Source organism: Enterococcus hulanensis (assembly GCF_005405485.1).
GTDB lineage: Bacteria > Bacillota > Bacilli > Lactobacillales > Enterococcaceae > Enterococcus_A > Enterococcus_A hulanensis.
Window position 1 is genome coordinate 1 of record NZ_BJED01000010.1, and the last position, 22,834, is coordinate 22,834.

Below are 22,834 nucleotides of genomic sequence, written 5' to 3' on the forward strand. Positions count from 1 at the left end.
TCGAACACAGAAGTTAAGCTTCTTAGCGCCGATTGTAGTGAGGGGTTGCCCCTTGTGAGATTAGGACGTCGCCACGCAATTGGACTATTCACGATGTGAATAGTCTTTTTTATATTGATTATCTATGAATTCCGGTTCTTAAGTTATCACAATGCTGTAAGGTGTTGATGATAACTTTTTTTATTATCTATTTTAGTGATTTAAAAAATAGTATATTATTTTTAGCTAAAAAGTGTTCATGTTATACTAAAATTACGAAGAATATTGGAGGAATGTGATGGGTAAGCGAGTGTTTAAGGGAGGAATTGATCTTCATCAGGATTCTGCTCTTCATTTGAGAGGTATCAATAATTATAAAAATGTGGAAAGTATTCATCCTAAAAAGGTTTATATTCCAGTTCAGCAGCATATCGGTGAGGTTGCTGAGGTAATCGTGACTGTAGGTGAAGAGGTTTTTTTAGGGCAACCTATTGCAAAAATAGGTGATGGATTGGGAGCGAATGTTCACGCAAGTATTTCTGGAAAGATTATTGCAATAGAGGAAATTGATCAAGGACAAGGTAGGGAAATGACTTGTGTGGTCATTGAAAATGATTTCCGTGAGCAGCCTCGTGAAGTACACCATGAAACGATTGATGAACTGACACCGGAAATAATTGTCGAACGAGTAGAAGCTGCTGGAGTAGTAGGGTTAGGCGGTGCGACATTTCCTAGTCATGTAAAATTAAATCCTAAAGAAAAGATTCATACGTGCATTTTTAATGGTGCAGAATGTGAACCACTATTGATGGCTGATGCAGCATTAATGGTCACTCAAGGTGAAAAGTTATTCAGGGGTTGTGAGTTGGTTCTAAAAGCAGTAGAAGCAAAAGAAGGAATTATTGCCATTGAAGATGATAAACAAGAAGCAATTGATGCCATACGGAATTTATGTCAAGATAGCCTAAATATTTCAGTGATTGAGGTTCCTTCAGTCTATCCTCAGGGAAGTACCGAGATGCTTTTTAAAACAATTACTGGGAAAGAAGCTCCTGCTACAGGATCAACAAGAGATTTGGGTTATTTGATTATTAATGTAGCGACGACAGTGGCAGTTTTTGAAGCAATTGATCCAGGAATTCCTTTGAGTCATCGAATCTGTTCAGTTGTTGGAGATGTTAAAACGCAAAAGAATGTTTATTTTCCGATTGGAACTTCTATTGAGGATATGATTGATTTTTGTAATGGTTTTGATGGAAAACCATCGAAAATTATTACAGGTGGTTTTATGATGGGAAAAACTGTGGATACTATGGCAGCCTCTTTGACGAAATCTGCAAATGGTCTAATCGTCATTAACGAGACACATGACCAGGATAGTACACCTAGTGCATGTATTATGTGTGCACGCTGTGTAGAAGTTTGTCCGATTGGCCTTTTGCCTCATCAACTTGAGAAAAATTATTTGAAGGAAAATTGGAAACGACTAGAAAAACTATATGTGGATAGTTGTATTAATTGTGGCTGCTGTACGTATATTTGTCCTGCTCGGCGTCATTTAGCTGAACATATCGTTGCTGGACAGCAAATGATTAAAGAGAGGCAGGGGTAGTGTTATGGTTGAAAAACGTTCTTTTGAGACAGTCCGAAGCGAAGATTATCCCATGATGGAAGCTTCACCTCATTTGTTGTTCCCTGAAAAAACGGATCGAATTATGCAATTGGTATTATTGGCATTGTTACCCAGTGTGTTAGTCTCGATTATTTTCTTTGGTATTCGTTCGCTGCTACTATATATTATCGCAGTAGGCACCTGTTTATTTTGTGAATTTCTATGGTTTAAGCTTCGTAAAAATACGATTCCTAAAGATTTTTCGGCAGCTGTGACGGGAGTTTTATTAGCGATGAGCTTGCCGGCAAGCGTCCCTTTGTGGTATCCCGCTTTAGGGGGAGCAATCGGAATTATTGTAGCAAAGGAATTGTTTGGTGGAATTGGTCGGAATTTGTTGAATCCAGCTTTAACAGGTCGAGCTGTTTTAAGGTTGATTTTTGTCAAAGAAATGTCGGCCAATGTACAACCGCATCCTTTCTTTTCAACTAACGGATTAGATGTCGTGTCTTCAGCGACCCCTTTAACGAAAGTAGAGGCAGGGGAATCACTAAACTCAAGTCAAATAGTAGATAGTTTGACTGGCATGATCGCTGGAAAAAATGGTGAAACAATGGCTATACTTTTATTTTTAGGTGGTTTGTTTTTACTATATAAAAAGGTAATTACATGGCACATTCCATTTTGTATGCTCGGAACAATTGCTGTAATAGCTTTATTATTAGGAAAAGGTGATCCTACGATTGTTTTTGCTCATGTTTTTGGCGGAGCTACGATGTTAGGCGCATTTTTTATGGCAACCGATTATAGCACATCGCCTACAACACCAAGAGGTGAAATTATTTATGGGATTTGCTGCGGATTATTATTAATGGCTTGGCGGGAATTTAGCTCGATGCCTGAGGGGATGACGTTCATTTTGTTAATTATGAACTGTTTCGTTCCGCTGATAGATCATCTTATTATACCAAGAGTCTATGGAGTAGAAAACTAGCAATTATTTTCTGTAAAAAGTGGACGTCCTTTCATACTAGTGATAAAGTGGTAAAGATATTGGTAGTTACCAGTTTATTTAATAGAATTTTTTTGAAAATCAAGTAACGGAAGATTTTCAATTTTTATGATAGAGAGGATTGTTTTATTTGCTTTACGTAGCTAGACACGGAGAGACCGAGTGGAATAGGAAAGGAATTATTTCGGGGAGAAGCGACATTGCTTTGTCGCAGGTGGGATATGAGCAGGCAGCTATTTTATCAGAGGAAGCAGCTAAGCTTGAATCACCCATAACCGGAATCATTCACTCGCCGTTGGTAAGGGCAAGAGAAACGGCAAGAATTGTAGCTGAAAATAATGATTTGCCAATGAGCATGGATCCCCGTTTGATTGAATTAGATTATGGTGATTACGATGGAACAAGCGATGAACAAGAAGGATATTTGAAAATTCGGACTCAATTTGCAGTACGTTATCCGAATGGTGAATCGTTGATGGATGTTTATGCTCGAATAGTACCGTTGTTGGAAGAGTTGGAGCAAGATGAAGATCAGACCTATCTATTAGTTTGTCATAATTCAGTGATACGTGCGATCAAAAATTATTTTGAGCCGTTGGAAAATAAAAAGGTCTTTGACTATCGAACACCAAATGCAAAATTGATTGCATTTGAATGGAAAAAAGCAGTTTCGAATATCAAGAGTGCTTAAAAATATCGACTCCCAGAAGTTAGATTTTTGGTCTAACTTTCGGGGGTCGATAGACTTTGTCCGGTTTTTTATATTGTTGCATGCATCGCATGAATTGTTTGAATCGTGCGTTGCCATTTTTCTTGTTCCACATCTGAAAGACTGAGAGGAAATTGTTCAGTGATACCTTGTTGTGAAACCTTCGCAGGAGAGCCCACGTAGCAGCTTTCAGAGAGGTGATAATGACTAACAGGCACTACGAGATGATTATTATTTAAAATAGCTTCAGCGATGCGTGCGGCTTGAATTGCGATACCATAAGAAGTATAACCTTTGCCTCTGAATGTGACCCAGCCGCCATCACGAGCAGCTTCATCTAAAGCGGTAAGCTGTTCTTTAGTCAAAGTATCAGTGATTGGGACACCACCGATTCGAACACTGGACCATGCCACAAATTGGCTTTCACCATGTTCACCGATTACATATCCATCAATAGCTGAAGGGTGGACATTTAGACTGCGACTAACAGCATGTTTCATTCGACCGGTATCTAATGAGGTTCCAGTTCCAAAGACACGTTCACGCGGAAAACCTGTAAGTTCCTGCAGATATTGAGTAATTACATCACAAGGATTAGTAATATTCAATATAATCCCCTTAAATCCAGATTCCGTGATTTTTGGAGCCCATTCTTCAACAATCGTTTTAGTTAAGTTCAATTCTGCAAAACGATCAGGGTTTCCTTCAAAAATTGAAATATCACCTGCAGCAAAAATAATTACATCAGTATCTTTCAACTCTGTCAAATTAGGTTCGATCAAACGAACTTGATGAGTTTGTTCCATTTGGCCGTCCATCAGATCATTCAGTTCTGCTCTAAGTATATTTTCCTTTGAGTCAAAGAGTACTAACTCATCAACTATATTTTTTGAAATCAAAGTGTAAGCTGTCGTGCTTCCAACATGGCCCACACCAATAATTGCGATTTTTCTCAATTACAACACGCCTCTCATAAAATTTCTTATTTTTAAAAGAATGCCCCTAACATGAGAAAAAGTCAATAGATTAATTAGTAAATGATTAATTTGATGCTTTATCTTTCAAAATTTGATAAACACATTGGCAATCAGCCGAAGTTCCTCTCAGTTCATAATCGGCTAAGAAAGGAACACCAAATGCTTCACTATATTGCTTTGCTGTTAAGCAATATTGGTAGTTGAAGTTTTTGTTCCCGCTGCCGACAACGCCCAAACACTTCTTGTAATTATCTTCATATTCCAGATACTCACGCATAGCCTCCGTTAAAATTTCGGTATCACCATTATCTACACCGTTGCCGCCCTCCAAATAGGTAGGGACAAAGGTGAAGAAGGGAGCAGATTCTATATCAAAAGGACTGTTTTCAGAAATTTCTTTAGCTGTAATCAAAGGATTTGTCGAATCCAGTTCATGTTGTTCTTCAGCATGAATCTCGAGACGTTTAACAAATGCTTTTGTATTTCCTGAGATTGATATATATAAAATATTCATGACTTTTTTCCTCCTAGAACAATAATAGTAGTTCGATCTATCTCGAAAATTATAACACGAAAAAGGATTGACGAACGAATGTAAACGGTTGCGAAAAATCGTAAAATGTGGTATAAATGTAGGTGTAAGGGGTAGGTCCCTAGTGTTGTTAAATCGTACAACGGAAGTGAGCGGAAGCAGTGTTCATTTCAAAGTGAATGCCGAAAAGGCAGAAAGGAAGTAGGGATTTGAAGTCTCCTTACCAAGTTATTCTAATCTAGCGGGGAAGAGAAATGTAGACAGTAGAACCATTTCTCCACTTAATGGTGAGGCTTAAACGGAATTCAAGCACAAAAGACGTTTAAGACCTAGAAAAGGGTGTAAATATTCCAGAAATCTGGAATGAAGAAAAAACACTTAGCCATTAGACCTGCTAGATTATTTTTTTTGCCTAAAAAAGCCAGCTGATCAGCTGGCTTTTTCGACGTCTATTTGTTGTAATAGCGGATATCTCCACTAATTTTATTGATTGCATAATTAGTTGGATCTGAGAAAGTATGGGTTTCCCCATCAGTTGGCATTTTTTTGTTGAACATTTCTTCGTATTCTTCAATCGACAATTGTTGTCGCCCAGCAAGCAATGCTTGATTTCCTTCAATAGTTAAATACTTTTTGTAATCGTCCATCAAGGTCATAGAGAAAAATTCGCTGACTGCACCAGAACCGTAACTGAACAAACCGATACGATCTCCGGCAGCTAAATCCCCGTTATCTAATAATGACATCAATCCAAGATATAAAGAGCCAGTATATAGATTACCAACTTGTCGACTATAAACAACAGCTTCATCATAGCGGGCTTCCAGTCGTTGCTGCTCAGCTTCTGTCATTTCTGGGAAGATTGCTCGTAACGCTTTGCGTCCCATTTTCGTATAAGGCAGATGGAAAGTCAAGGCAGCGTAGTCAGTGCTGTCAGTTTGATTGACCTTCTTATTTTGTTCCCAGATACGGGTGAAAGAGTCAATATAGACTTGATTTGACATATGGCCATCTACCAATGGATAGTCATGTCCCGCTGGGCGCCAGAAATCATAAACGTCTTCTGAATAAAAGACGCTGTCGTTATTAAAGGATAGTAGGTGAGGGTTGCTAGTTATTAATATAGCAACAGCACCACAACCTTGCGTTGGTTCACCGCCAGTGCTTAATCCATATTTTGCGATGTCAGCTGTGATAACTAAAACCTTACGATCTGGGTGTAATGTAACGTAGTCATTGGCTTGTTGCAAAGCGGCAGTACCGCCATAGCAAGCATGTTTTATTTCAAATGAACGAGCAAAGGGTTGAATATCTAATAGTCCATGAATAATTACCGACGCAGATTTTGAAAAGTCGGTACTAGATTCTGTTCCGACGATTACCATGTCAATGTCCTTTTTGTCTTCATCTGTAAGAATTTTTGCAGCAGCACTTGCTCCTAAAGTAACGATGTCTTGTGTCTCAGGAATAATTGCCATCTGATCTTGCCCAAGACCAATGTGAAATTTGTTGGGGTCAGTCTCACGTGCATGTGCCAAGTCCGTCATATCAAGATAATAATTTGGTACGTGGAAACTGATTTTGTCAATCCCTATATTCATATTGCTCCTCCTATTTCTTATTGATGAAATCTTTTCACAAAAAATGATTCCACCACGTATATCTTTCTACTGTATTACTAAAGTAATAAGCAGAGCAGACATCCTTTTCTTCCAAAGGTAAATATATCATAGAAAGGTCATAATTAGTTAAGTTTGAATCTTAAGAAATTATAAAACTATCTGTGCTATACTTACGTCTGATTTTTAATGAAAATATTGGAGGTGCACCCTTGGAAGAAATAGTTATTTTAAGCGCTGTACGAACACCAATTGGCAGATATAAAGGCAAATTAGCAACCGTTTCAGCCGTCGAGCTCGGTGCAATCGCTATCAAAGAAGCGATCAAACGTGCAGAGCTTGCGCCAGATCAAGTGGAACAGGTATTTATGGGGAATGTATTGCAGGCAGGAAATGGTCAGAATGTGGCACGTCAATCAGCAGTAAAAGCAGGCGTATCCTATGAGGTACCAGCCACAACCATTAATGAGGTTTGCGGGTCAGGAATGAAGTCGATTATTTTCGCGATGCAGCAAATATTACTAGGTGAAGCCCATGTAGTTGTTGCCGGGGGGACAGAAAATATGTCTCAAGCACCAAAAGTGACCAGCTTTGATTATGCAGCGCAAGAATGGCAAGAACCAAAATCAAGCATGATTTATGACGGTTTGACTGATGCTTTCAGCGGCAAGCATATGGGATTGACGGCAGAAAAGGTAGCTGAGGAATATCATGTTACTCGTGAAATGCAGGATCAATACGCATATGAGTCACAAATGAAGGCAGCAAAAGCCAGTAAAGATGGAAAGTTTGAATCAGAGATTGTTCCTATCCCTCTATCGGATGGCAGCACTTTAAGAGAAGATGAAGGGATTCGTTTTGATTCAACATTAGAAAAAATTAGCTCATTGAAACCTGCGTTCAAAGAAGGTGGTGTTGTCACTGCGGCTAATGCTTCAACCTTGAATGATGGTGCGTCCGCAGTTGTCTTAGCGTCAAAATCCTATGCGATTGAAAATGGCTTGGCGTACTTAGCTGTTATTAATGGTTATAGTGAAGTAGGGATTGACCCAAGTATTATGGGGATGGCTCCTGTTTCAGCTATTAATAAATTATTAAATAAAGTGAATCGAACAATTGATGAGATCGATACATTCCAAATCAACGAAGCATTTGCTGCAGCTTCTGTTGCTGTTCAAAAAGAATTGAAACTGCCGGATGAAAAAATCAATACTTACGGCGGCGCAATTGCTTTAGGCCACCCTATCGGAGCTAGTGGAACACGTATTGTAGCAACGCTGATTTCGGAATTAATTCAAGAAGACAAGCAACGTGGCGTAGCAAGTCTTTGTATCGGTGGCGGGCTGGGACTAGCCTTGATGATTACGAAAGCGGAGGATCAAGAGACCGCAAAAAAAAAGTTCTATCAAATGACCCAAGCTGAACGCTTAGCTGAGTTGGTCAAAGAAAAAAAGTTGTCAGCTAAAGAAGCCGCGCAATTGCAAGCGGAAACTGTGCTGCCAGAAAAAATTTCGAATAACCTGATTGAAAATCAAATCAGTGAAGGTTCAATTCCTCTGGGGGTGGCACAAAATTTTGTTATCAACGGAGAAAAGAAAATTATTCCAATGGTAACAGAGGAACCTTCTGTAATTGCAGCTGCTAGTAATGCAGGTAAAATTATCGCAAAATCTGGCGGTATTCATACGCGTGTGATCAATCAAAATATGCTGGGTCAAATTGTTTTGCGAAATGTCACAGACTTTACCGCAATAAAAAAAGTTATTGCTGAAAATGAACAAGAACTTTTTGCCGTAGCTGAAAAGAGCTACCCGTCGATCTATCAACGTGGTGGCGGACTTAGGTCAATTGACATACGTATTTTTGAAGAGGGCTTTCTTTCATTAGATTTAGAGGTTGATACTAAAGATGCAATGGGGGCCAATATTCTAAACACGATGCTGGAAGCTATGGCCCAGGAAGTACGGCAACTGATTCCTGATGCAGATATTTTGTTTAGTATTTTGAGCAATTACGCGACGCAGTCCTTGATCGAAGCAAGTTGCGAAATTTCTTTAGAGCAACTTGCTCCGGAGCTCGTTGAAAAAATCATTTCGGCCAGCGACTATAGTAAAATTGATCCTTATCGTGCAGCTACCCATAATAAAGGAATCATGAATGGTATTGATGCTGTTGTTTTAGCGACGGGGAATGATACGCGTGCAGTAGAGGCGGCTTGCCACGCTTATGCTGCTCGAAATGGACGCTATGAAGGTTTGACGGACTGGTACATTAAAAATGATAAGCTCGTTGGAAAACTAGTTCTACCAATGAAGGTCGGCATTGTGGGCGGTGCGACAAAGGTCTTGCCTAAAGCACAATTGAGCTTAAAACTATTAGAAGTTTCATCTGCTGCCGAGTTAGGTGAAGTTATTGTGGCCGTTGGGTTGGCCCAAAATCTCGCTGCAATACGCGCTTTGGTGACGGACGGTATCCAAAAAGGTCACATGGCGATGCAAAGCCGTTCATTAGCAATCACTGCTGGAGCGACAACCAAAGAGGTACCGCTGGTTTCCAGACAATTAAGAAAAGCTGAACGAATGAATTTGGCAACAGCAGAAGAAATTATTAAAAATCTTCGTCTGGGCTAGTAAACTAATTGTCATTTTAAAAAAAGTAGAGTCATAAAACGACTCTGCTTTTTTCTTCGAAATTTTAAAGAAACTACTGTTATTATATTTTTTTATTTGGTAGTTTTTCGAACTGTTTTCAGAATTTAATAATTAAATTTCTAAATCTTTTTTTGACCTTGAAACCTTTTTATACCAAAGGTTTTCAAGGTTTTTCTATTTTGATAATTGAAAAAGAGAAACGAAATTTTCAAAAAAATGTTTGACAGGTGATTCATAACTTGTTATATTGTGTTCGAAAATAAAATATGATTTGTTAGGTGAGGCTCCTATACAAACATAGGCTACTGCCCAAAAATGTCGAGAGACGCCAATGGGTAGAACAGGAACTGTCGAATACAAGGCTTTTCTTAAGGTAGCTAAGATGTTTGTCTTTACGTTGTATAGTGCCAAAACTCAACGATTAGATCGACTATACGACTTTGTCTATTTGGGATGAATTGATTGGTAAGGCTTTTCGCTGAGTTTTTGAGCGAAAAGTCTTTTTTTGCGTAACGGTCATTGCTATTTTCAAGATAGAAAAGGGAGGGATTTACCATGGTAAAACAGTGTTCACATTAACTAAGTGGAATAGCTCATTGTATTGTGAGGCATTAACATTAAGAAACAAGGTATTAAAGGCAAGTTCTGGAAAACGATTTTTATTGAAAGCGCCAAAAGATGAGAGAAATGATCTTCACTTGATTATTAAGCAGGAAGATCACGTAGTAGGAACTTTATTGCTTCATCCGATTTCAGAAAAATGTGTACAAATCAAGCAGGTTGCAGTGGATTCTCGTTATCAAGGAGCAGGATTAGGTAAAAATTTACTCATTTATGCGGAACAGGTCGCAAGAAGATTTGGTTTTTGCTTTGTATTTCTTACAGGGAGAAAACAGGCCTGGGGATTTTATGAAAAGCTAGGATACCAAACTATATCGAATGATTATCAGGAAGGTCAATTAATCATGCGAATCTACAAAAAAGACCTTCAGTCGCCACTGGAACAGGTGGAAAAAAGGGAGATGAAAACAAATGGATGACAGTAGTTCAATAATTACGGGTTTGTGGCAGAAAAAAGTGAATAAAAAGACGCTATTGTCTATTTGTTTTTAACCCCCGCTTTTCTCCATAAGCCCGTCTGTAGGAGGGACAACCATGAATACGCTAAAAGATATTATCTTATACCTGTTTATTGGAATAGGGTTATGGCATATTTTTTTCGGGGAAAAGGAGAAGAACATGAAACAACAAAAATTAACGACGACAAAAACGAATTATAGTTTATTTGCCAAAAAGACAACAAGGAGCATCTTTGAAACATTCAGAACATCGAGTCTTGGATTGTCGAGTGAGCAAGTTGAAGAAGCAAAAGAAAAGTTCGGAGAGAACAAAATTCCGTATAAGAAATCTACACCATTTTTTATCGAGGTTTTAAAAGCATTTATCACACCGTTTACTTTGGTGTTAATTGGTTTGGGAGTGATTTCTCTCATCACAGAAGGGATCATGCCTGAACCAGGTGAAAAAGATTTCTTCGGCAGCGGGATTATTTTAGTCATGGTATTAGTCAGCGGCACAATGACCTTGGTACAATCTGTACGTTCAAACAAGGCTGCTGAAAAGTTGAAATCACTTGTAAAAGTTACCGCAACAGTTCGCAGAGACAATCAGTATAAGGAAATTCCTATGGAAGAAATTGTCTGCGGAGATTTAGTTAAACTTTCCGCGGGAGATATGATTCCAGCAGATATCCGCTTGATTTCTGCAAAGGATTTATTTATTTCACAATCGGCACTGACCGGTGAGAGCTATCCTGTTGAGAAATGTGCTGACAAAATGAATTGGCAAAAAGAATCTGAGACCAGCTATGATAATTTAGTATTTATGGGAAGCAATGTAATCAGCGGAAGCGCTGAAGGAATAGTCATTGCCACAGGAGCGAAAACGCTATTCGGCGATGTTGCTAAATCCTTATCTGCTACACCGATTCAAACCAGCTTTGAGCTGGGAATTCGCAAGACGTCCTTTTTGTTTATTAAGTTTATGGCATTGATGGCTCCGACAGTAATTGTGATTAATGGATTTACTAAAGGAGATTGGATGGAAGCTTTCTTATTTGGTTTATCCGTTGCTGTGGGGCTGACGCCAGAAATGCTGCCGATGATCGTTACGACAAATTTAGTTAAAGGCGCTACAGGGATGGCAAAGAATGGTACGATCATCAAAAATCTAAATGCTATCCAAAATTTTGGTGCGATAGATGTTTTATGCACGGATAAAACCGGAACGCTGACGCAAGATAAAATCATTCTTGAATATCATCTGGATTGTGATGGTGAAGAAGATAATCGTGTCTTGAGACATGCGTATCTCAATAGCTATTATCAAACGGGGCTGAAAAATCTGATTGACGTAGCAATTATCGAATCAACTAATCAAGAATTAGATACAAATAAGATTCGCTACAAAAAAGTTGATGAGATTCCGTTTGACTTTCAGCGTCGCAGAATGAGTGTGGTCGTAGAAGATCAATATGGCAAAACACAAATGATTACAAAGGGCGCAATCGAAGAGATGTTGGAAATTTCTTCCTTTGTTGATTTTAAAGGGCAGGTCACTAAACTAACTGATGAAGTAAAAAAACAGGTTTTGAGAAAAGTTCATGAGTTGAATGAGGATGGGTTACGAGTGATTGGTGTTGCTCAAAAGACAAATCCAAGTGTGGTCGGTGAATTTTCAACTGCGGATGAGGCAGAAATGGTCTTGATTGGTTACTTGGCATTTTTAGATCCGCCAAAAGAAACGACCAAACAGGCATTGCAAGCATTAAAGGATAACGGCGTGGGAGTAAAAGTTTTAACTGGCGATAATGCACTAGTGACAAAATCTGTCTGTAAGCAAGTTGGACTAGGGGCAGAAACGATCATCCACGGAGAAGGCTTAGTCCATTTAAGAGATGAAGAATTAGCAGAAATTGCAGAAAGTTATAATGTATTTGTAAAATTGAACCCGCAACAGAAGCAAAAAATCACCAGTTTACTTAGAGAAAACGGACATACAGTTGGTTTTCTGGGTGACGGGATCAATGATGCGCCAGCAATGAAAGCGGCAGATGTTGGGATATCTGTTGATACGGCTGTTGACATTGCTAAAGAATCTGCTGATGTGATTTTATTGGAGAAAGATTTGATGATTCTCGAACAGGGAATTCTTTCAGGCAGAGAAACCTTCGGGAACATTATGAAATATATCAAAGCAACTGCAAGTTCAAATTTCGGAAATATGTTTTCAGTCTTGATTGCAAGTTCGTTCTTACCATTTTTACCAATGCTGCCATTGCAAATTTTATTTTTGAATCTGATTTACGATATTTCTTGTATTTCAATTCCATGGGATCGAATGGATAAGGAATATTTGGAGAAGCCCAAAAAATGGACAGCATCTAGTATTGGGAAATTTATGATTTGGCTGGGACCAACGAGTTCGGTCTTTGATATCACGACCTACTTATTGATGTACTTTGTCATTTGTCCAACAGTGCTTGGAGGAGATTTCCATTCTTTATCTCCCGAGCAGCAAGCAGCCTTTATCGCGATTTTCCATGCAGGCTGGTTTGTTGAATCGCTTTGGTCACAAACACTGGTCTTGCATGCGTTGCGCACACCTCAGATTCCATTTATCCAAAGTAGAGGCTCCTTCATCATGACAGTGATCACTACTATGGGGATTATTACTGGGACTCTTTTACCATTTACGAATTTTGGTAAAAATTTAGGCTTGGGAATTCTTCCTAATCAATATTGGTTATGGCTAGTTATTACGATTTTTGCATACCTGATTTTGGTTACATTGGTGAAAAAAGTTTATATTCAACGTTATCAAGAATTGCTCTAAGAGAAAATCAAACGCCCCTGATTTATTAGGGGCGTTTGATCTTATTTTTTAATGTCGTTCCGCAAATAGACCATATCTATTAATTGAACACCTTGATCAATAATTGGTTCGCGGTAATTATCGGTGAAAAAGTTTTTTACGCGATGGGATTCGCGAAATCCGCAATTTTTATAGAAATTCAATATGCTAGGAACGTCACCGGTGCCGACATACATTGTTTGATAACGACCTAAAAATTCATCGAATAGAAATTGGATCATCGCTTTGCCATAACCTTTTCCTTGTTCACTTGGCATAGTGGCAATATTTTTCAGTTCACATTCTGTGTCATTTAGTTCTGTTACCACGGCTTCGCATTTTAGATCATCGTCGTATAATACAAACATTCGGCCATCCTCCAGATAACGATCGATCATGTGTTCTTCCTCATCGGCTAAACTAAGCAAGTCTAAAAATTCTTTCTTATTTGAACGTATTTCTTTAATTCTCATGTAAGCTGTCCTCATTTTCTTTCATTTTTAAATGCAATATCGGAAATGCATTTCCTTGTTCATCTAACTCAGAGCGGCTAGTAACCTGAAATCCCATGTGTTGGTAAAAACCCAATGCTTTTTCATTTTGTTCATTCACGTCTACATACTTAATCTTCAGTGTATCAATGGCGTATTGAAGGAGCTTTTTACCAATCCCTTGGTTTAAAGCATTCGCATCAATAAAAAGCATCTCAATTTTTTCACCTTCGATACCAATGAAACCTAAAAGTTTTTGATCATAATAACCGTAAAGCTGCTCGATCATTAATAACCCATTTTTTACCGCTGGTTTTAATGCGTTAATGTCATTTATCGTCAAAAAATGGTGAGTGGCTTTTACGGAGGATTCCCAAATTGCCATCATTGCTTCAATTTCAGTATTATCTTTTTGATCTACTCGTCTAATTTTCAATATTAATTTTTCCTCCAAATTTCCTCTAAAGAAATGTTTTTAACCGCAACAAATAAAGAGCCAAAAATTCTGCTCTTAAAAATAAGACGATGAAACAAATCTTTATCGTCGCTTCAAACAATGTTTCATCTACAGTAGTTTTCTTGTTTGAAGTTTAGCAATCGTGCGTATATTGAAGACAAAATTCCACATTGATAACAATCCTTTTATTAGTTTAGTTAATTTTAACAAGAGGTATATTGAAAAGCAATTTGCTACTGAAGAGTTCGCAGGACAAAAAAGACAAAAACAATCAAAGTGAAAGTCTTTGTCTTTTTCTATTATTTCAAACTAAAATCTAGGTATACGGGATTATGGTCGGAATATTTAAATTGCATATCTTTTACGTGCACATCTTTTACGTTGATATTATCTGACACAAGAAACCCGTCGATCAATGTCGTATAAGTTTGTCCCTTTTTGTAGGGTTCATTTAGTGCGCGAGCCGATGGGATTTTCTCTTCTGCTAGGTTACCCGTCGGTAAATGGAAGCCTGCTGGCAGCTGTTCCTTAGGAAAAGGATGGGTCCAGGTTTCACGTTTTTTACTTGTGTCAAAGACTTCAGGACTATTTCCTAAGACATCATGATTGTAGTCTCCAGCAACCATTACATAGTTGCCTTTTTTATATTCGCTTTCCATTACAGCAAAAATCTTTTTTAACTGAGCGGCTTGGACCGAGCGATCTTTAGTAAAAGCCGATAAATGTGTATTGATAGCGATTAGTTCATGATCTCCTTTAACTGGAATTCGACTGACCGTAAAGGCGCGATCCAAATCAAAAAATTTATTGAAGTTTGTTTCAATTGGTAAAGAATAGCGCTTGCTGTTAGTTATTTCTGCTTGACTTAAGGTCACAAGACCGGATTTTGCTTGACCGATCGGATCAGTAAAAGGATAGAAGAGGTAAGAGGAATCATAGTTTTGACCGTAAAGACTATTGTAGGCCGGTAAATGTTCCTTCAGCCAAGCTACTTCATCTACATGTTGTGAGCGATCACCGTCTTGATCAACCTCCTGATAAAAAGCTAAAGTTGGATCAAGTTCTGTGGTAGTCTTGACGATTCCTTGCATATTTTCTCTGACTGTCTTTTTGTCATAGGCACGAGAGTACTTTCCACCATCCATAAAAAAGCTGTAACTTGGCGGGTAAGCACCATAACCCACATTGTGGCTCATTGCACGGTAGGTCTTATTTGTTTCAAGAGTTTGAGTATGTTGATTGTCAGGCTCCAATGTCAGATTGTCTGGCAGACGATCGTAGCTGGCGAATAAATAAATCAAGTAGCCGCCTAAGATAACCACGATTGCGATAATAATCCCTAACAAAATTTTTAGTATCTTTTTCACTGATAATCCTCCTAATGGTAATGAAACTACTTTTACTTAAATATGCATTTTTTCGATCAATCTTACTAGTTCAAGTACAACACTAGTAAAAGACATTTCAAAAGTATCATAGCAGATTTTTGGCCGTTGACAAAGTATCCTCACTTTCCGAAAAATTCTGAACATGTTACACTGAATGAGTAGTTTTAAACGTTATTAAAAGAGAGGTTTTAAAATGATTCGATTTGCAAAAAAAGAAGATGGAGCTGCCGTAGCAAAGCTTATACTGGTTATTTTAAAGGATATGGAGCTGGATTTTTTAGAGGAGTTCGGTGAGGAGAAGGCATTGGAAGCAATCGCAGCCTGCTTTGAAGATCCAACGTATCGCTTTGGTTATGCTCGTGGTCTTGTTGAAGAAATTGATGGAGAGATCGCAGGAGCTGTTTTTGGTTATCCAGCTGATAAAGAAGCGATTATTGATCTGCCGCTGCAAAAATATTTGCAGGATCAAGGTATCGCAGAGGATATTCAAATGTTTATTGATCCCGAGGCTTTTCCGAATGAATGGTACTTAGATTCGATAGCAGTAGACGAAAGATTCCGTGGACAAGGAATTGGTTCAAAGTTACTGACAGCGGTTGACCGCTTAGCGACTCATGAAGGAGAAAAAGTCATTGGGTTGAATGTGGATAAAGCAAATCCTAACGCAAAACGTTTATACTTGCGAGATGGCTTTAAGGATGTTGGTGAGATGGTTATCAGCGGGCACCTGTATGATCATATGCAACGAAGTGTTAAAGGTTTTGACAGAAGCTGATATTAAATATGAACATCATTAGTTGACCTTATATTAAAAAATTAGGGTGTTGTTTATTCTAAATTTTGAATCGAGCAGCAAAAAGAGCTATGACAAAAAAATGTCATAGCTCTTAGTTTTGGGAAAAAGTTACTTCAAAGGCTGTTTCAGACTCTTTGTGTTTACTGCGATTGTAGAGCCAATAATCCATGATTGCTGCTACGCAAATACAGACAGGAGCATCTGCTGGATCGGTGACATCTAAAACATAGTAGTCGCCGGTCAGCAAAGTGGCTTTATCCATCCTCATAATTGATTGATTGAAGTGATTGATTTTGTATTTATGATTATAAATATCTCCATAGACTGCCCAATGGAGTTGTTGAATGTAATAAAAATCTCCCGGCCAATGAAAAATTTTGTGAAGCACGCCAACTTTTGTGTGGTCACAGTAAATCTCAAACTTGCGACCGAAGATGACGCTGGCCTGTTTAATATATGCAACGATTTGACCGTCCATGGCATATAGGGATAGTACATTTCCTTTACGCCCCCAATGACCAACCATTAAATACAAAGGGACGCCTTTACTGTCTTTGACGATCGTTCGTGTTGTGGAGCTTAATTGTTTTTCTTGAATAAAAAATTCGGTCATGTTGATTCACACCTTCTAATTTTTATTATTCAGAAAGGATTCGATCGATTGCCGTTGCTACTCCGTTTTCTTCATTTGTATCTGTTACATGTTTAGCGATTTTTTTAATAGCAGGTGCTGCATTGCCCATGGCAAAACTTGTTCCTGCATAAGTCAACATGCTGACATCGTTAAAATTATCGCCAAGCGCCATGACTTGATCAGCAGTAAAACCGCGCTCTTCAGCAAATTGTTTTAAAGCGATCCCTTTTTGCGCGTTGACGTGATTGATTTCAATGTTGGTCAGCTCCGAAGCGGCAACAGCTAAGTCGCCCATCTTCTCTAGTTTGCCAGTTACTTCTTGCAACTGTTCTGGCCCATTTTTATCAAAGGCAATTATTTTTAATACGTCTTCATCTTTATCGATTAATATCTGACGCATATCTTTGACAAAAGTAATGGGAGTAAGTGATAAATGTCGAGAAGAAGCGGCAATCGCCATCTTCTTAGAAATTCCGGGCATTTTCCCTAAAATATGTTCAGAGAAAAACTCGATTCGCATCGGCTGATTTGAAGAGTACACATGATCAGCTGTAAAAATTTCATAGTAAAGTCCAGCTTCTTCAAGAGTATCCATAACTTCAAAAGTTTTTTCTTTACCAATTGGAATGGTAAAAATGGTTTCTCGCTTGGCGTTCACCACATGAGCGCCGTTTAATAAAATCATCGGTACGTGAATGTTCGCTTCATCTAAAGAGATTTTAGCGTGACTCATTCCGCGTCCAGTAGCGGTAATAAATTCAATTCCTTGTGCTTGAGCTTTCTGAATGGCTTCGATATTTGCTGTCGGGACTTGCATTTCATCGTTTAACAGTGTACCGTCCATATCAGAGGCAATGAGTTTTATCAAAATTATTCACCTAGCTTTCCTATCATACAACGATAGTGTACCATAATCCCAAAGAGGATAACCACGTCGAGTTTATTCTTTAAAAAGAATTATTTGAGCAGTTAAGAAGACGGTGAAGTTATTTTACTGCTTTTTCCATTTTAAATTATTATTGAATCAGGAGTGAATGCAAGTGAAAGAAATCATCCATAATGATTGGCAAAATGTTTTAGCGGATCAATTTCAGGCACCATACTATTTGAAATTGCGAGAATTTTTGAAACAAGAATACAGTACACAAAGAATTCATCCAGATATGTATCATATTTTTGAAGCATTGGAATTAACGCCTTATGACAAAGTAAAAGTCGTGATCTTAGGTCAAGATCCGTATCACGGTGTGGACCAAGCACATGGACTTTCTTTTTCTGTGCAGCCAGGTGTGAAAATACCGCCTTCATTACGTAATATTTATCAGGAAATGCAAAGTGACTTAGGGATTCCGCCGGTTCAGCATGGAAATCTTGTGAGCTGGGCAAAACAAGGTGTCCTATTACTCAACACGGTATTGACAGTTCGAGAAGGTCAGGCATACTCACATCGTGGTCAAGGATGGGAGCAATTAACGGATGCGATTATTGAACGTTTGAATGAACGGGAAAAACCAATCGTCTTTATTTTGTGGGGAAAACCTGCGCAAGAAAAAATTAAGATGATCGATACCAATAAACATGCGATTATAAAATCGGTTCATCCGTCACCGTTATCAGCTCACCGAGGTTTTATGGGTTCAAAACCATTCTCGAAAACGAATCAACTATTGACGGAATGGGGCGAATCGCCGATTGATTGGCAATTACCTGAAACAGTGTAGTATGACAACGGTTTCTGTTGCAGGAACAGTTTGTGAAAATGTTCTTAACTCACATTTGCTAGATTTTAATTAGTAGTACAGATGTTTTATTCTGTCCTTTTCTTTTCATGTGAAGTATTGTATGATAAATGAGAAATAAATATCTGGAGGGTTTTATAGTGGATCTATTTGATAGTTTGAAATTTAAGATTATTCGTCGCAACATCCAAGTTGCATTTCCTGAAGCAACTGACGCACGTATTTTAGGTGCTGCCTCTCGTCTGAAAGCAGAAGAATTGATTGAACCAATTTTGATTGGTAATTTAGCTGAAATCGAAAAAGCTGCGAGCGCTCGTGGAATCGCTTTAAGCAACTTCACGATCATCGATCCTGATCATTTTGATCGTTGGGATGAAATGGTAGAAGCTTTTGTTGATCGTCGTAAAGGAAAAGTCAGCAAAGAAGATGCTGAAAAAATTCTTAAAGATGAAAATTACTTTGGCACAATGTTAACTTATATGGGTATCACAGATGGCATGGTTTCTGGAGCGATCCATTCAACTGGTGACACTGTACGCCCAGCGTTGCAAATCATCAAAACAAAACCTGGCGTTAGCCGAACAAGTGGAGCTTTCTTGATGGTTCGCGGACGCGACCAAGAAAAATATCTATTCTCAGATTGCGCCATCAATGTAAATCCTAATGCACAAGAATTAGCTGAAATTGCTGTGGAATCAGCAAAAACGGCTGAACTATTTGATATCGAACCAAAAGTTGCGATGATGAGCTTCTCAACAAAGGGTTCTGCTAAGGCGCCAGAAGTTGAGAAGGTCGCTGAAGCAACTAAGATTGCTCAAGAGTTAGCACCAGACTTCTTGATTGATGGTGAATTACAATTTGATGCAGCTTATATCCCAGGTGTTGCACAATTAAAAGCACCAGATTCAAAAGTAGCCGGACAAGCAACGGTCTTTGTTTTCCCTGAATTACAATCAGGTAATATCGGCTATAAGATTGCTCAACGCTTCGGCGGATTTGAAGCAATCGGACCAATCCTGCAAGGCTTGAACAAACCAATCTCTGACCTTTCACGAGGTTCCAATGAAGAAGATGTTTACAAGCTTTCAATTATTACAGCAGCACAATCGTTGATGAATTAATCTAAGATTCATAAAAATAATAAAGCAAGAATTCGTAAATTACGCGAATTCTTGCTTTTTTTATTTGATTGGAATCGATCAAGTGGGAAATTTCCCAACTTTTGACACCTAGTTACAAGGCTGGAACCTTGTTCCCTAAGTTGTCCCATATTATTGTAAACGGTTTATTCGGACTGTATAGTTTGATTTGTAAACAGGAAGAAGAACTTATTGGAAGGAGATGTTTTTTTGTCATGATGGAGAAGATTCAACGCTTTGGAGGGGCAATGTTTACCCCGGTGCTATTATTTTCTTTTTCAGGAATAATGGTCGCGCTGTGTATCATTTTCAAAAATCCAATGCTGGTCGGAAGTATCGCGAACGATGGAACGACTTGGTATGCAATTTGGAGTATCGTTGAGAATGGTGCTTGGACTGTGTTTAATCAGATGGAGCTATTGTTCGTTATCGGACTATCCATTGGATTAGCTAAAAAAGCAAATGCCCGAGCTGCGATGGAGGCATTTGTTGTCTATACTACCTGTAATTATTTTATTTCATCTATGTTGGAATATTTCGGTAATTTCTTTGGCGTGAATTTTGCGGCTGAGCCGGGAGGAGAAAGTGGACTGAAATTGATTGGAGGAATCAAGACATTAGATACGGGGATTATTGGAGCAATTTTTATATCTGCTATTGTCGTTTTCCTGCATAACCGCTATTTTGAAAAAAAACTACCGGATTTCTTAGGCATTTTTCAAGGCTCATCCTTTGTAGTTATCTTAGGATTCTTTACCATGCTGCCCATCGCATTTCTGATTTGCTTGATCTGGCCGAAAGTACAACAAGGGATCGGATCATTGCAAGGCTTCTTAGCAAGTGCAGGCATTTTTGGAGTATGGCTCTATACTTTTCTAGAACGAATCCTGATACCTACAGGATTGCATCATTTTATTTATACACCATTTGTTTATGGACCTGCGGTTGTGGAAGAAGGTATCACCAAATATTGGATGGGGCATTTACAAGAGTTCGCCCAAACAACGACATCATTGAAACAATTGTTCCCAGAAGGCGGCTTCGCTTTGCATGGTAATTCGAAAATATTTGCTTCTCCGGGAATTGCTGCAGCTTTTTACTTTACTGCAAAACCAGAAAACAAAAAGAAAGTATTGGCTATCTTGATTCCGGCGACTTTAACAGCAGTCTTAGCAGGAATCACAGAACCACTAGAATTCACCTTTTTATTCGTATCCCCACCATTATTTGCTGTCCATGCCTTTTTAGCGGCATCAATGGCAGCGACGATGTACGGATTTGGCGTTGTCGGCGATATGGGTGGCGGCTTCATCGATCTATTAGCAAAAGTTTGGATACCATTATTCCAGAATCATAAAGGAATGATCTTTACCCAGCTTGCTATTGGATTGGCATTTATCGCGATTTATTTCTTAGTCTTCCGATTTTTGATCCTGAAGTTTAATCTAGCGACACCAGGACGGGAAGAAAATGCTCAAGACATCAAGCTTTACTCGAAAAAAGATTACAAGGAAAAACAAGGCGGCAACGCACCTGTACTTGAAGGTGCGAATCAATATACTGAACAAGCAGCGGTTTATTTGGATGGTTTTGGCGGGGCAGAAAATATTGCGAAGGTCAATAACTGTGCGACTCGTTTACGGATCACTGTCAAGGATGAAAATCTTGTACAAGCAGATGATGTTTTTCGATCAGGAGGAGCTCATGGCGTCGTGCGTAACGGCAATGCTTTTCAAGTAATTGTTGGTTTAGATGTGCCGCAGGTCAGAGAGCAGTTTGAAACACTCATGGATATAGAAAATTAATAAAGGAGCGGATAAAGAATGAAGAAATTTTCAATTGTAATTGCAGGCGGAGGAAGTACATTTACACCGGGGATCGTATTGATGCTATTAGACAACTTGGATAAGTTTCCTATTAGACAAATCAAATTCTATGATAACTTGGAAGAACGTCAAAATCATGTGGCGAGTGCCTGTGAAATTTTGTTGAAGGAACGAGCACCAGAAATCAAATTTGTTGCTACAACTGACCCAGAAACTGCGTTTACCGATGTTGATTTTGTGATGGCACATATTCGGGTGGGATTGTACGCTATGCGGGAAAAAGACGAGAAGATTCCGTTGAAATATGGCGTGGTCGGTCAAGAAACCTGCGGACCTGGCGGAATCGCCTATGGGATGCGTTCAATTGGCGGTGTGTTGGAGCTTATTGATTACATGGAGAAATATTCGCCAGATGCTTGGATGCTAAACTATTCGAATCCGGCGGCAATCGTAGCTGAAGCAACAAGAAAATTACGACCAGAATCAAAAATCATCAATATTTGTGATATGCCCGTGGGAATCGAAGAACGGATGGCCCATTCGATTGGATTAAGTTCGCGAAAAGATATGGTAGTTCGCTATTATGGCTTAAATCATTTTGGTTGGTGGACAGATATTCGCGACAAAGAAGGCAATGACTTAATGCCGCAAATCAAAGCTCATGTCAAAGCTCATGGCTACTCATTACCAGAAGAAATTGAAGAATCTCAACATACAGATGCGAGCTGGATGCATACCTTTGCTAAAGCAAAAGAAGTGTACGCGTTAGATCCAGATACGCTGCCAAATACTTATTTGAAATATTATTTCTATCCGCAAGATGAAGTCGCTCATGCTAACCCAGAATTTACTAGAGCAAACGAAGTAATGGCTGGACGGGAACAACACGTCTTCGGTGAATGTGATCGGATCGCAGAAGCTGGAACGGCTGAAGGCACATCGTTAGAAGTCGACGAACACGCCAGCTATATTGTCGATCTTGCACGGGCAATCGCGTACAATACTCATGAAAGAATGCTCTTGATTGTTCCTAATGAAGGAGCGATCGTTAACTTTGATGAAACGGCGATGGTAGAAGTGCCATGCGTCGTGGGAAGCAACGGACCAGAACCATTAACACAAGGAAAAATCCCGCGCTTCCAAAAAGGTTTGATGGAGCAGCAAGTTGCGGTTGAAAAACTAGTGGTCGAAGCATGGGAAGAAAAATCATATCAAAAATTATATCAAGCTTTATCACTTTCAAGAATCGTGCCCAATGCTCGGGTTGCCAAAGAATTGTTGGATGATTTAATTGAGGCAAACAAAGAATTTTGGCCAGAATTAAGTTAAATGTTATGAAAAAAACAACTTTTTCTCCTCCTTCA

General features: G+C 38.8%; 19 protein-coding genes, 1 rRNA gene and 1 riboswitch. Of the genes, 12 read left to right on the forward strand and 8 right to left on the reverse strand.

Annotation, left to right across the window (positions count from 1 at the left end):
• From rrf to FFR60_RS12030, 4 genes are all read left to right on the forward strand, one after another.
• A 5S ribosomal RNA gene (gene rrf, locus FFR60_RS23240) occupies window positions 1-77 on the forward strand; the annotation flags it as partial.
• 200 nt (window positions 78-277) lie between these two features.
• Entirely contained in the window at window positions 278-1,591 is a 1,314-nt protein-coding gene (gene rsxC, locus FFR60_RS12020) for an electron transport complex subunit RsxC (protein ID WP_137664330.1), read from the forward strand.
• 4 nt (window positions 1,592-1,595) lie between these two features.
• Window positions 1,596-2,582: an RnfABCDGE type electron transport complex subunit D gene (locus FFR60_RS12025; RefSeq protein WP_137664331.1), complete on the forward strand. Its 987-nt coding sequence runs from the start codon at window positions 1,596-1,598 to the stop codon at window positions 2,580-2,582.
• A gap of 148 nt (window positions 2,583-2,730) precedes the next feature.
• Complete coding sequence (locus tag FFR60_RS12030) at window positions 2,731-3,291, forward strand: histidine phosphatase family protein (RefSeq protein ID WP_137664332.1); 561 nt, start codon at window positions 2,731-2,733, stop codon at window positions 3,289-3,291.
• Between the two features lie 68 nt (window positions 3,292-3,359).
• Here the strand turns inward: FFR60_RS12030 and FFR60_RS12035 are convergent, their stop codons facing one another.
• The 3 genes from FFR60_RS12035 to FFR60_RS12045 all read right to left on the reverse strand — a co-directional run bounded on the left by FFR60_RS12035 (window position 3,360) and on the right by FFR60_RS12045 (window position 6,419).
• Entirely contained in the window at window positions 3,360-4,265 is a 906-nt protein-coding gene (locus tag FFR60_RS12035) for a lactate/malate family dehydrogenase (protein ID WP_137664333.1), read from the reverse strand.
• 85 nt (window positions 4,266-4,350) lie between these two features.
• Window positions 4,351-4,800 carry a class Ib ribonucleoside-diphosphate reductase assembly flavoprotein NrdI gene (gene nrdI / locus FFR60_RS12040; protein WP_137664334.1) on the reverse strand — a complete coding sequence of 150 codons (450 nt, stop codon included), beginning with the start codon at window positions 4,798-4,800 and terminating at the stop codon, window positions 4,351-4,353.
• Between the two features lie 467 nt (window positions 4,801-5,267).
• Complete coding sequence (locus FFR60_RS12045; RefSeq protein ID WP_137664335.1) at window positions 5,268-6,419, reverse strand: hydroxymethylglutaryl-CoA synthase; 1,152 nt, start codon at window positions 6,417-6,419, stop codon at window positions 5,268-5,270.
• Window positions 6,420-6,649: 230 nt separating this feature from the next.
• Here FFR60_RS12045 and FFR60_RS12050 point away from each other — a divergent pair, with 230 nt between their 5' ends.
• The 3 genes from FFR60_RS12050 to mgtA all read left to right on the forward strand — a co-directional run bounded on the left by FFR60_RS12050 (window position 6,650) and on the right by mgtA (window position 12,982).
• Window positions 6,650-9,067: a hydroxymethylglutaryl-CoA reductase, degradative gene (locus tag FFR60_RS12050; protein ID WP_137664336.1), complete on the forward strand. Its 2,418-nt coding sequence runs from the start codon at window positions 6,650-6,652 to the stop codon at window positions 9,065-9,067.
• 284 nt (window positions 9,068-9,351) lie between these two features.
• A riboswitch (M-box (ykoK) riboswitch) is annotated at window positions 9,352-9,521 on the forward strand.
• 163 nt (window positions 9,522-9,684) lie between these two features.
• On the forward strand, window positions 9,685-10,128 hold the full coding sequence (locus FFR60_RS12055) for a GNAT family N-acetyltransferase (protein WP_137664337.1): 444 nt from the start codon (window positions 9,685-9,687) through the stop codon (window positions 10,126-10,128).
• A 199-nt stretch (window positions 10,129-10,327) separates the two neighbouring features.
• Window positions 10,328-12,982, forward strand: a complete 2,655-nt coding sequence (mgtA, locus tag FFR60_RS12060; protein WP_137664453.1) for a magnesium-translocating P-type ATPase — start codon at window positions 10,328-10,330, stop codon at window positions 12,980-12,982.
• A gap of 41 nt (window positions 12,983-13,023) precedes the next feature.
• On the opposite strand, the gene FFR60_RS12065 is transcribed toward mgtA, so the two are convergent.
• The 3 genes from FFR60_RS12065 to FFR60_RS12075 all read right to left on the reverse strand — a co-directional run bounded on the left by FFR60_RS12065 (window position 13,024) and on the right by FFR60_RS12075 (window position 15,315).
• On the reverse strand, window positions 13,024-13,473 hold the full coding sequence (locus FFR60_RS12065; RefSeq protein WP_088932102.1) for a GNAT family N-acetyltransferase: 450 nt from the start codon (window positions 13,471-13,473) through the stop codon (window positions 13,024-13,026).
• A complete protein-coding gene (locus FFR60_RS12070; RefSeq protein WP_249354995.1) occupies window positions 13,463-13,945 on the reverse strand; it encodes a GNAT family N-acetyltransferase in 483 nt (160 codons plus the stop codon). Before FFR60_RS12070 ends, FFR60_RS12065 begins: the two co-directional genes overlap by 11 nt.
• A 302-nt stretch (window positions 13,946-14,247) precedes the next feature.
• Window positions 14,248-15,315, reverse strand: a complete 1,068-nt coding sequence (locus FFR60_RS12075; protein ID WP_137664338.1) for an endonuclease/exonuclease/phosphatase family protein — start codon at window positions 15,313-15,315, stop codon at window positions 14,248-14,250.
• Between the two features lie 214 nt (window positions 15,316-15,529).
• Here FFR60_RS12075 and FFR60_RS12080 point away from each other — a divergent pair, with 214 nt between their 5' ends.
• Window positions 15,530-16,111: a GNAT family N-acetyltransferase gene (locus FFR60_RS12080; RefSeq protein WP_088932104.1), complete on the forward strand. Its 582-nt coding sequence runs from the start codon at window positions 15,530-15,532 to the stop codon at window positions 16,109-16,111.
• A 112-nt stretch (window positions 16,112-16,223) separates the two neighbouring features.
• On the opposite strand, the gene FFR60_RS12085 is transcribed toward FFR60_RS12080, so the two are convergent.
• Window positions 16,224-16,745 (reverse strand): LURP-one-related/scramblase family protein, encoded by a 522-nt coding sequence (locus FFR60_RS12085; RefSeq protein ID WP_137664339.1) that lies wholly within the window; start codon window positions 16,743-16,745, stop codon window positions 16,224-16,226.
• A gap of 25 nt (window positions 16,746-16,770) precedes the next feature.
• Complete coding sequence (locus FFR60_RS12090) at window positions 16,771-17,634, reverse strand: Cof-type HAD-IIB family hydrolase (RefSeq protein WP_137664340.1); 864 nt, start codon at window positions 17,632-17,634, stop codon at window positions 16,771-16,773.
• 172 nt (window positions 17,635-17,806) lie between these two features.
• Here FFR60_RS12090 and FFR60_RS12095 point away from each other — a divergent pair, with 172 nt between their 5' ends.
• The 4 genes from FFR60_RS12095 to FFR60_RS12110 all read left to right on the forward strand — a co-directional run bounded on the left by FFR60_RS12095 (window position 17,807) and on the right by FFR60_RS12110 (window position 22,799).
• On the forward strand, window positions 17,807-18,487 hold the full coding sequence (locus FFR60_RS12095; RefSeq protein ID WP_088934605.1) for a uracil-DNA glycosylase: 681 nt from the start codon (window positions 17,807-17,809) through the stop codon (window positions 18,485-18,487).
• Between the two features lie 158 nt (window positions 18,488-18,645).
• Window positions 18,646-19,626, forward strand: coding sequence for a phosphate acetyltransferase (gene pta / locus FFR60_RS12100; RefSeq protein ID WP_088932107.1), 981 nt, complete (start codon window positions 18,646-18,648; stop codon window positions 19,624-19,626).
• 233 nt (window positions 19,627-19,859) lie between these two features.
• Window positions 19,860-21,449, forward strand: a complete 1,590-nt coding sequence (locus FFR60_RS12105) for an alpha-glucoside-specific PTS transporter subunit IIBC (protein ID WP_137664341.1) — start codon at window positions 19,860-19,862, stop codon at window positions 21,447-21,449.
• Window positions 21,450-21,467: 18 nt separating this feature from the next.
• A complete protein-coding gene (locus FFR60_RS12110) occupies window positions 21,468-22,799 on the forward strand; it encodes a 6-phospho-alpha-glucosidase (RefSeq protein ID WP_137664342.1) in 1,332 nt (443 codons plus the stop codon).
• Window positions 22,800-22,834 lie beyond the last annotated feature (35 nt).

Excerpts from the sequence above, each read along its gene's own strand:
- FFR60_RS12045 (WP_137664335.1), bottom strand. The coding sequence starts at position 6,419 with ATGAATATAGGGATTGACAAAATCAGTTTCCACGTACCAAATTATTAT.
- FFR60_RS12025 (WP_137664331.1), top strand. The coding sequence starts at position 1,596 with ATGGTTGAAAAACGTTCTTTTGAGACAGTCCGAAGCGAAGATTATCCC.
- FFR60_RS12110 (WP_137664342.1), top strand. The coding sequence starts at position 21,468 with ATGAAGAAATTTTCAATTGTAATTGCAGGCGGAGGAAGTACATTTACA.
- FFR60_RS12105 (WP_137664341.1), top strand. The coding sequence starts at position 19,860 with ATGATGGAGAAGATTCAACGCTTTGGAGGGGCAATGTTTACCCCGGTG.
- mgtA (WP_137664453.1), top strand. The coding sequence starts at position 10,328 with ATGAAACAACAAAAATTAACGACGACAAAAACGAATTATAGTTTATTT.
- nrdI (WP_137664334.1), bottom strand. The coding sequence starts at position 4,800 with ATGAATATTTTATATATATCAATCTCAGGAAATACAAAAGCATTTGTT.
- FFR60_RS12080 (WP_088932104.1), top strand. The coding sequence starts at position 15,530 with ATGATTCGATTTGCAAAAAAAGAAGATGGAGCTGCCGTAGCAAAGCTT.
- FFR60_RS12065 (WP_088932102.1), bottom strand. The coding sequence starts at position 13,473 with ATGAGAATTAAAGAAATACGTTCAAATAAGAAAGAATTTTTAGACTTG.
- rsxC (WP_137664330.1), top strand. The coding sequence starts at position 278 with ATGGGTAAGCGAGTGTTTAAGGGAGGAATTGATCTTCATCAGGATTCT.
- FFR60_RS12085 (WP_137664339.1), bottom strand. The coding sequence starts at position 16,745 with ATGACCGAATTTTTTATTCAAGAAAAACAATTAAGCTCCACAACACGA.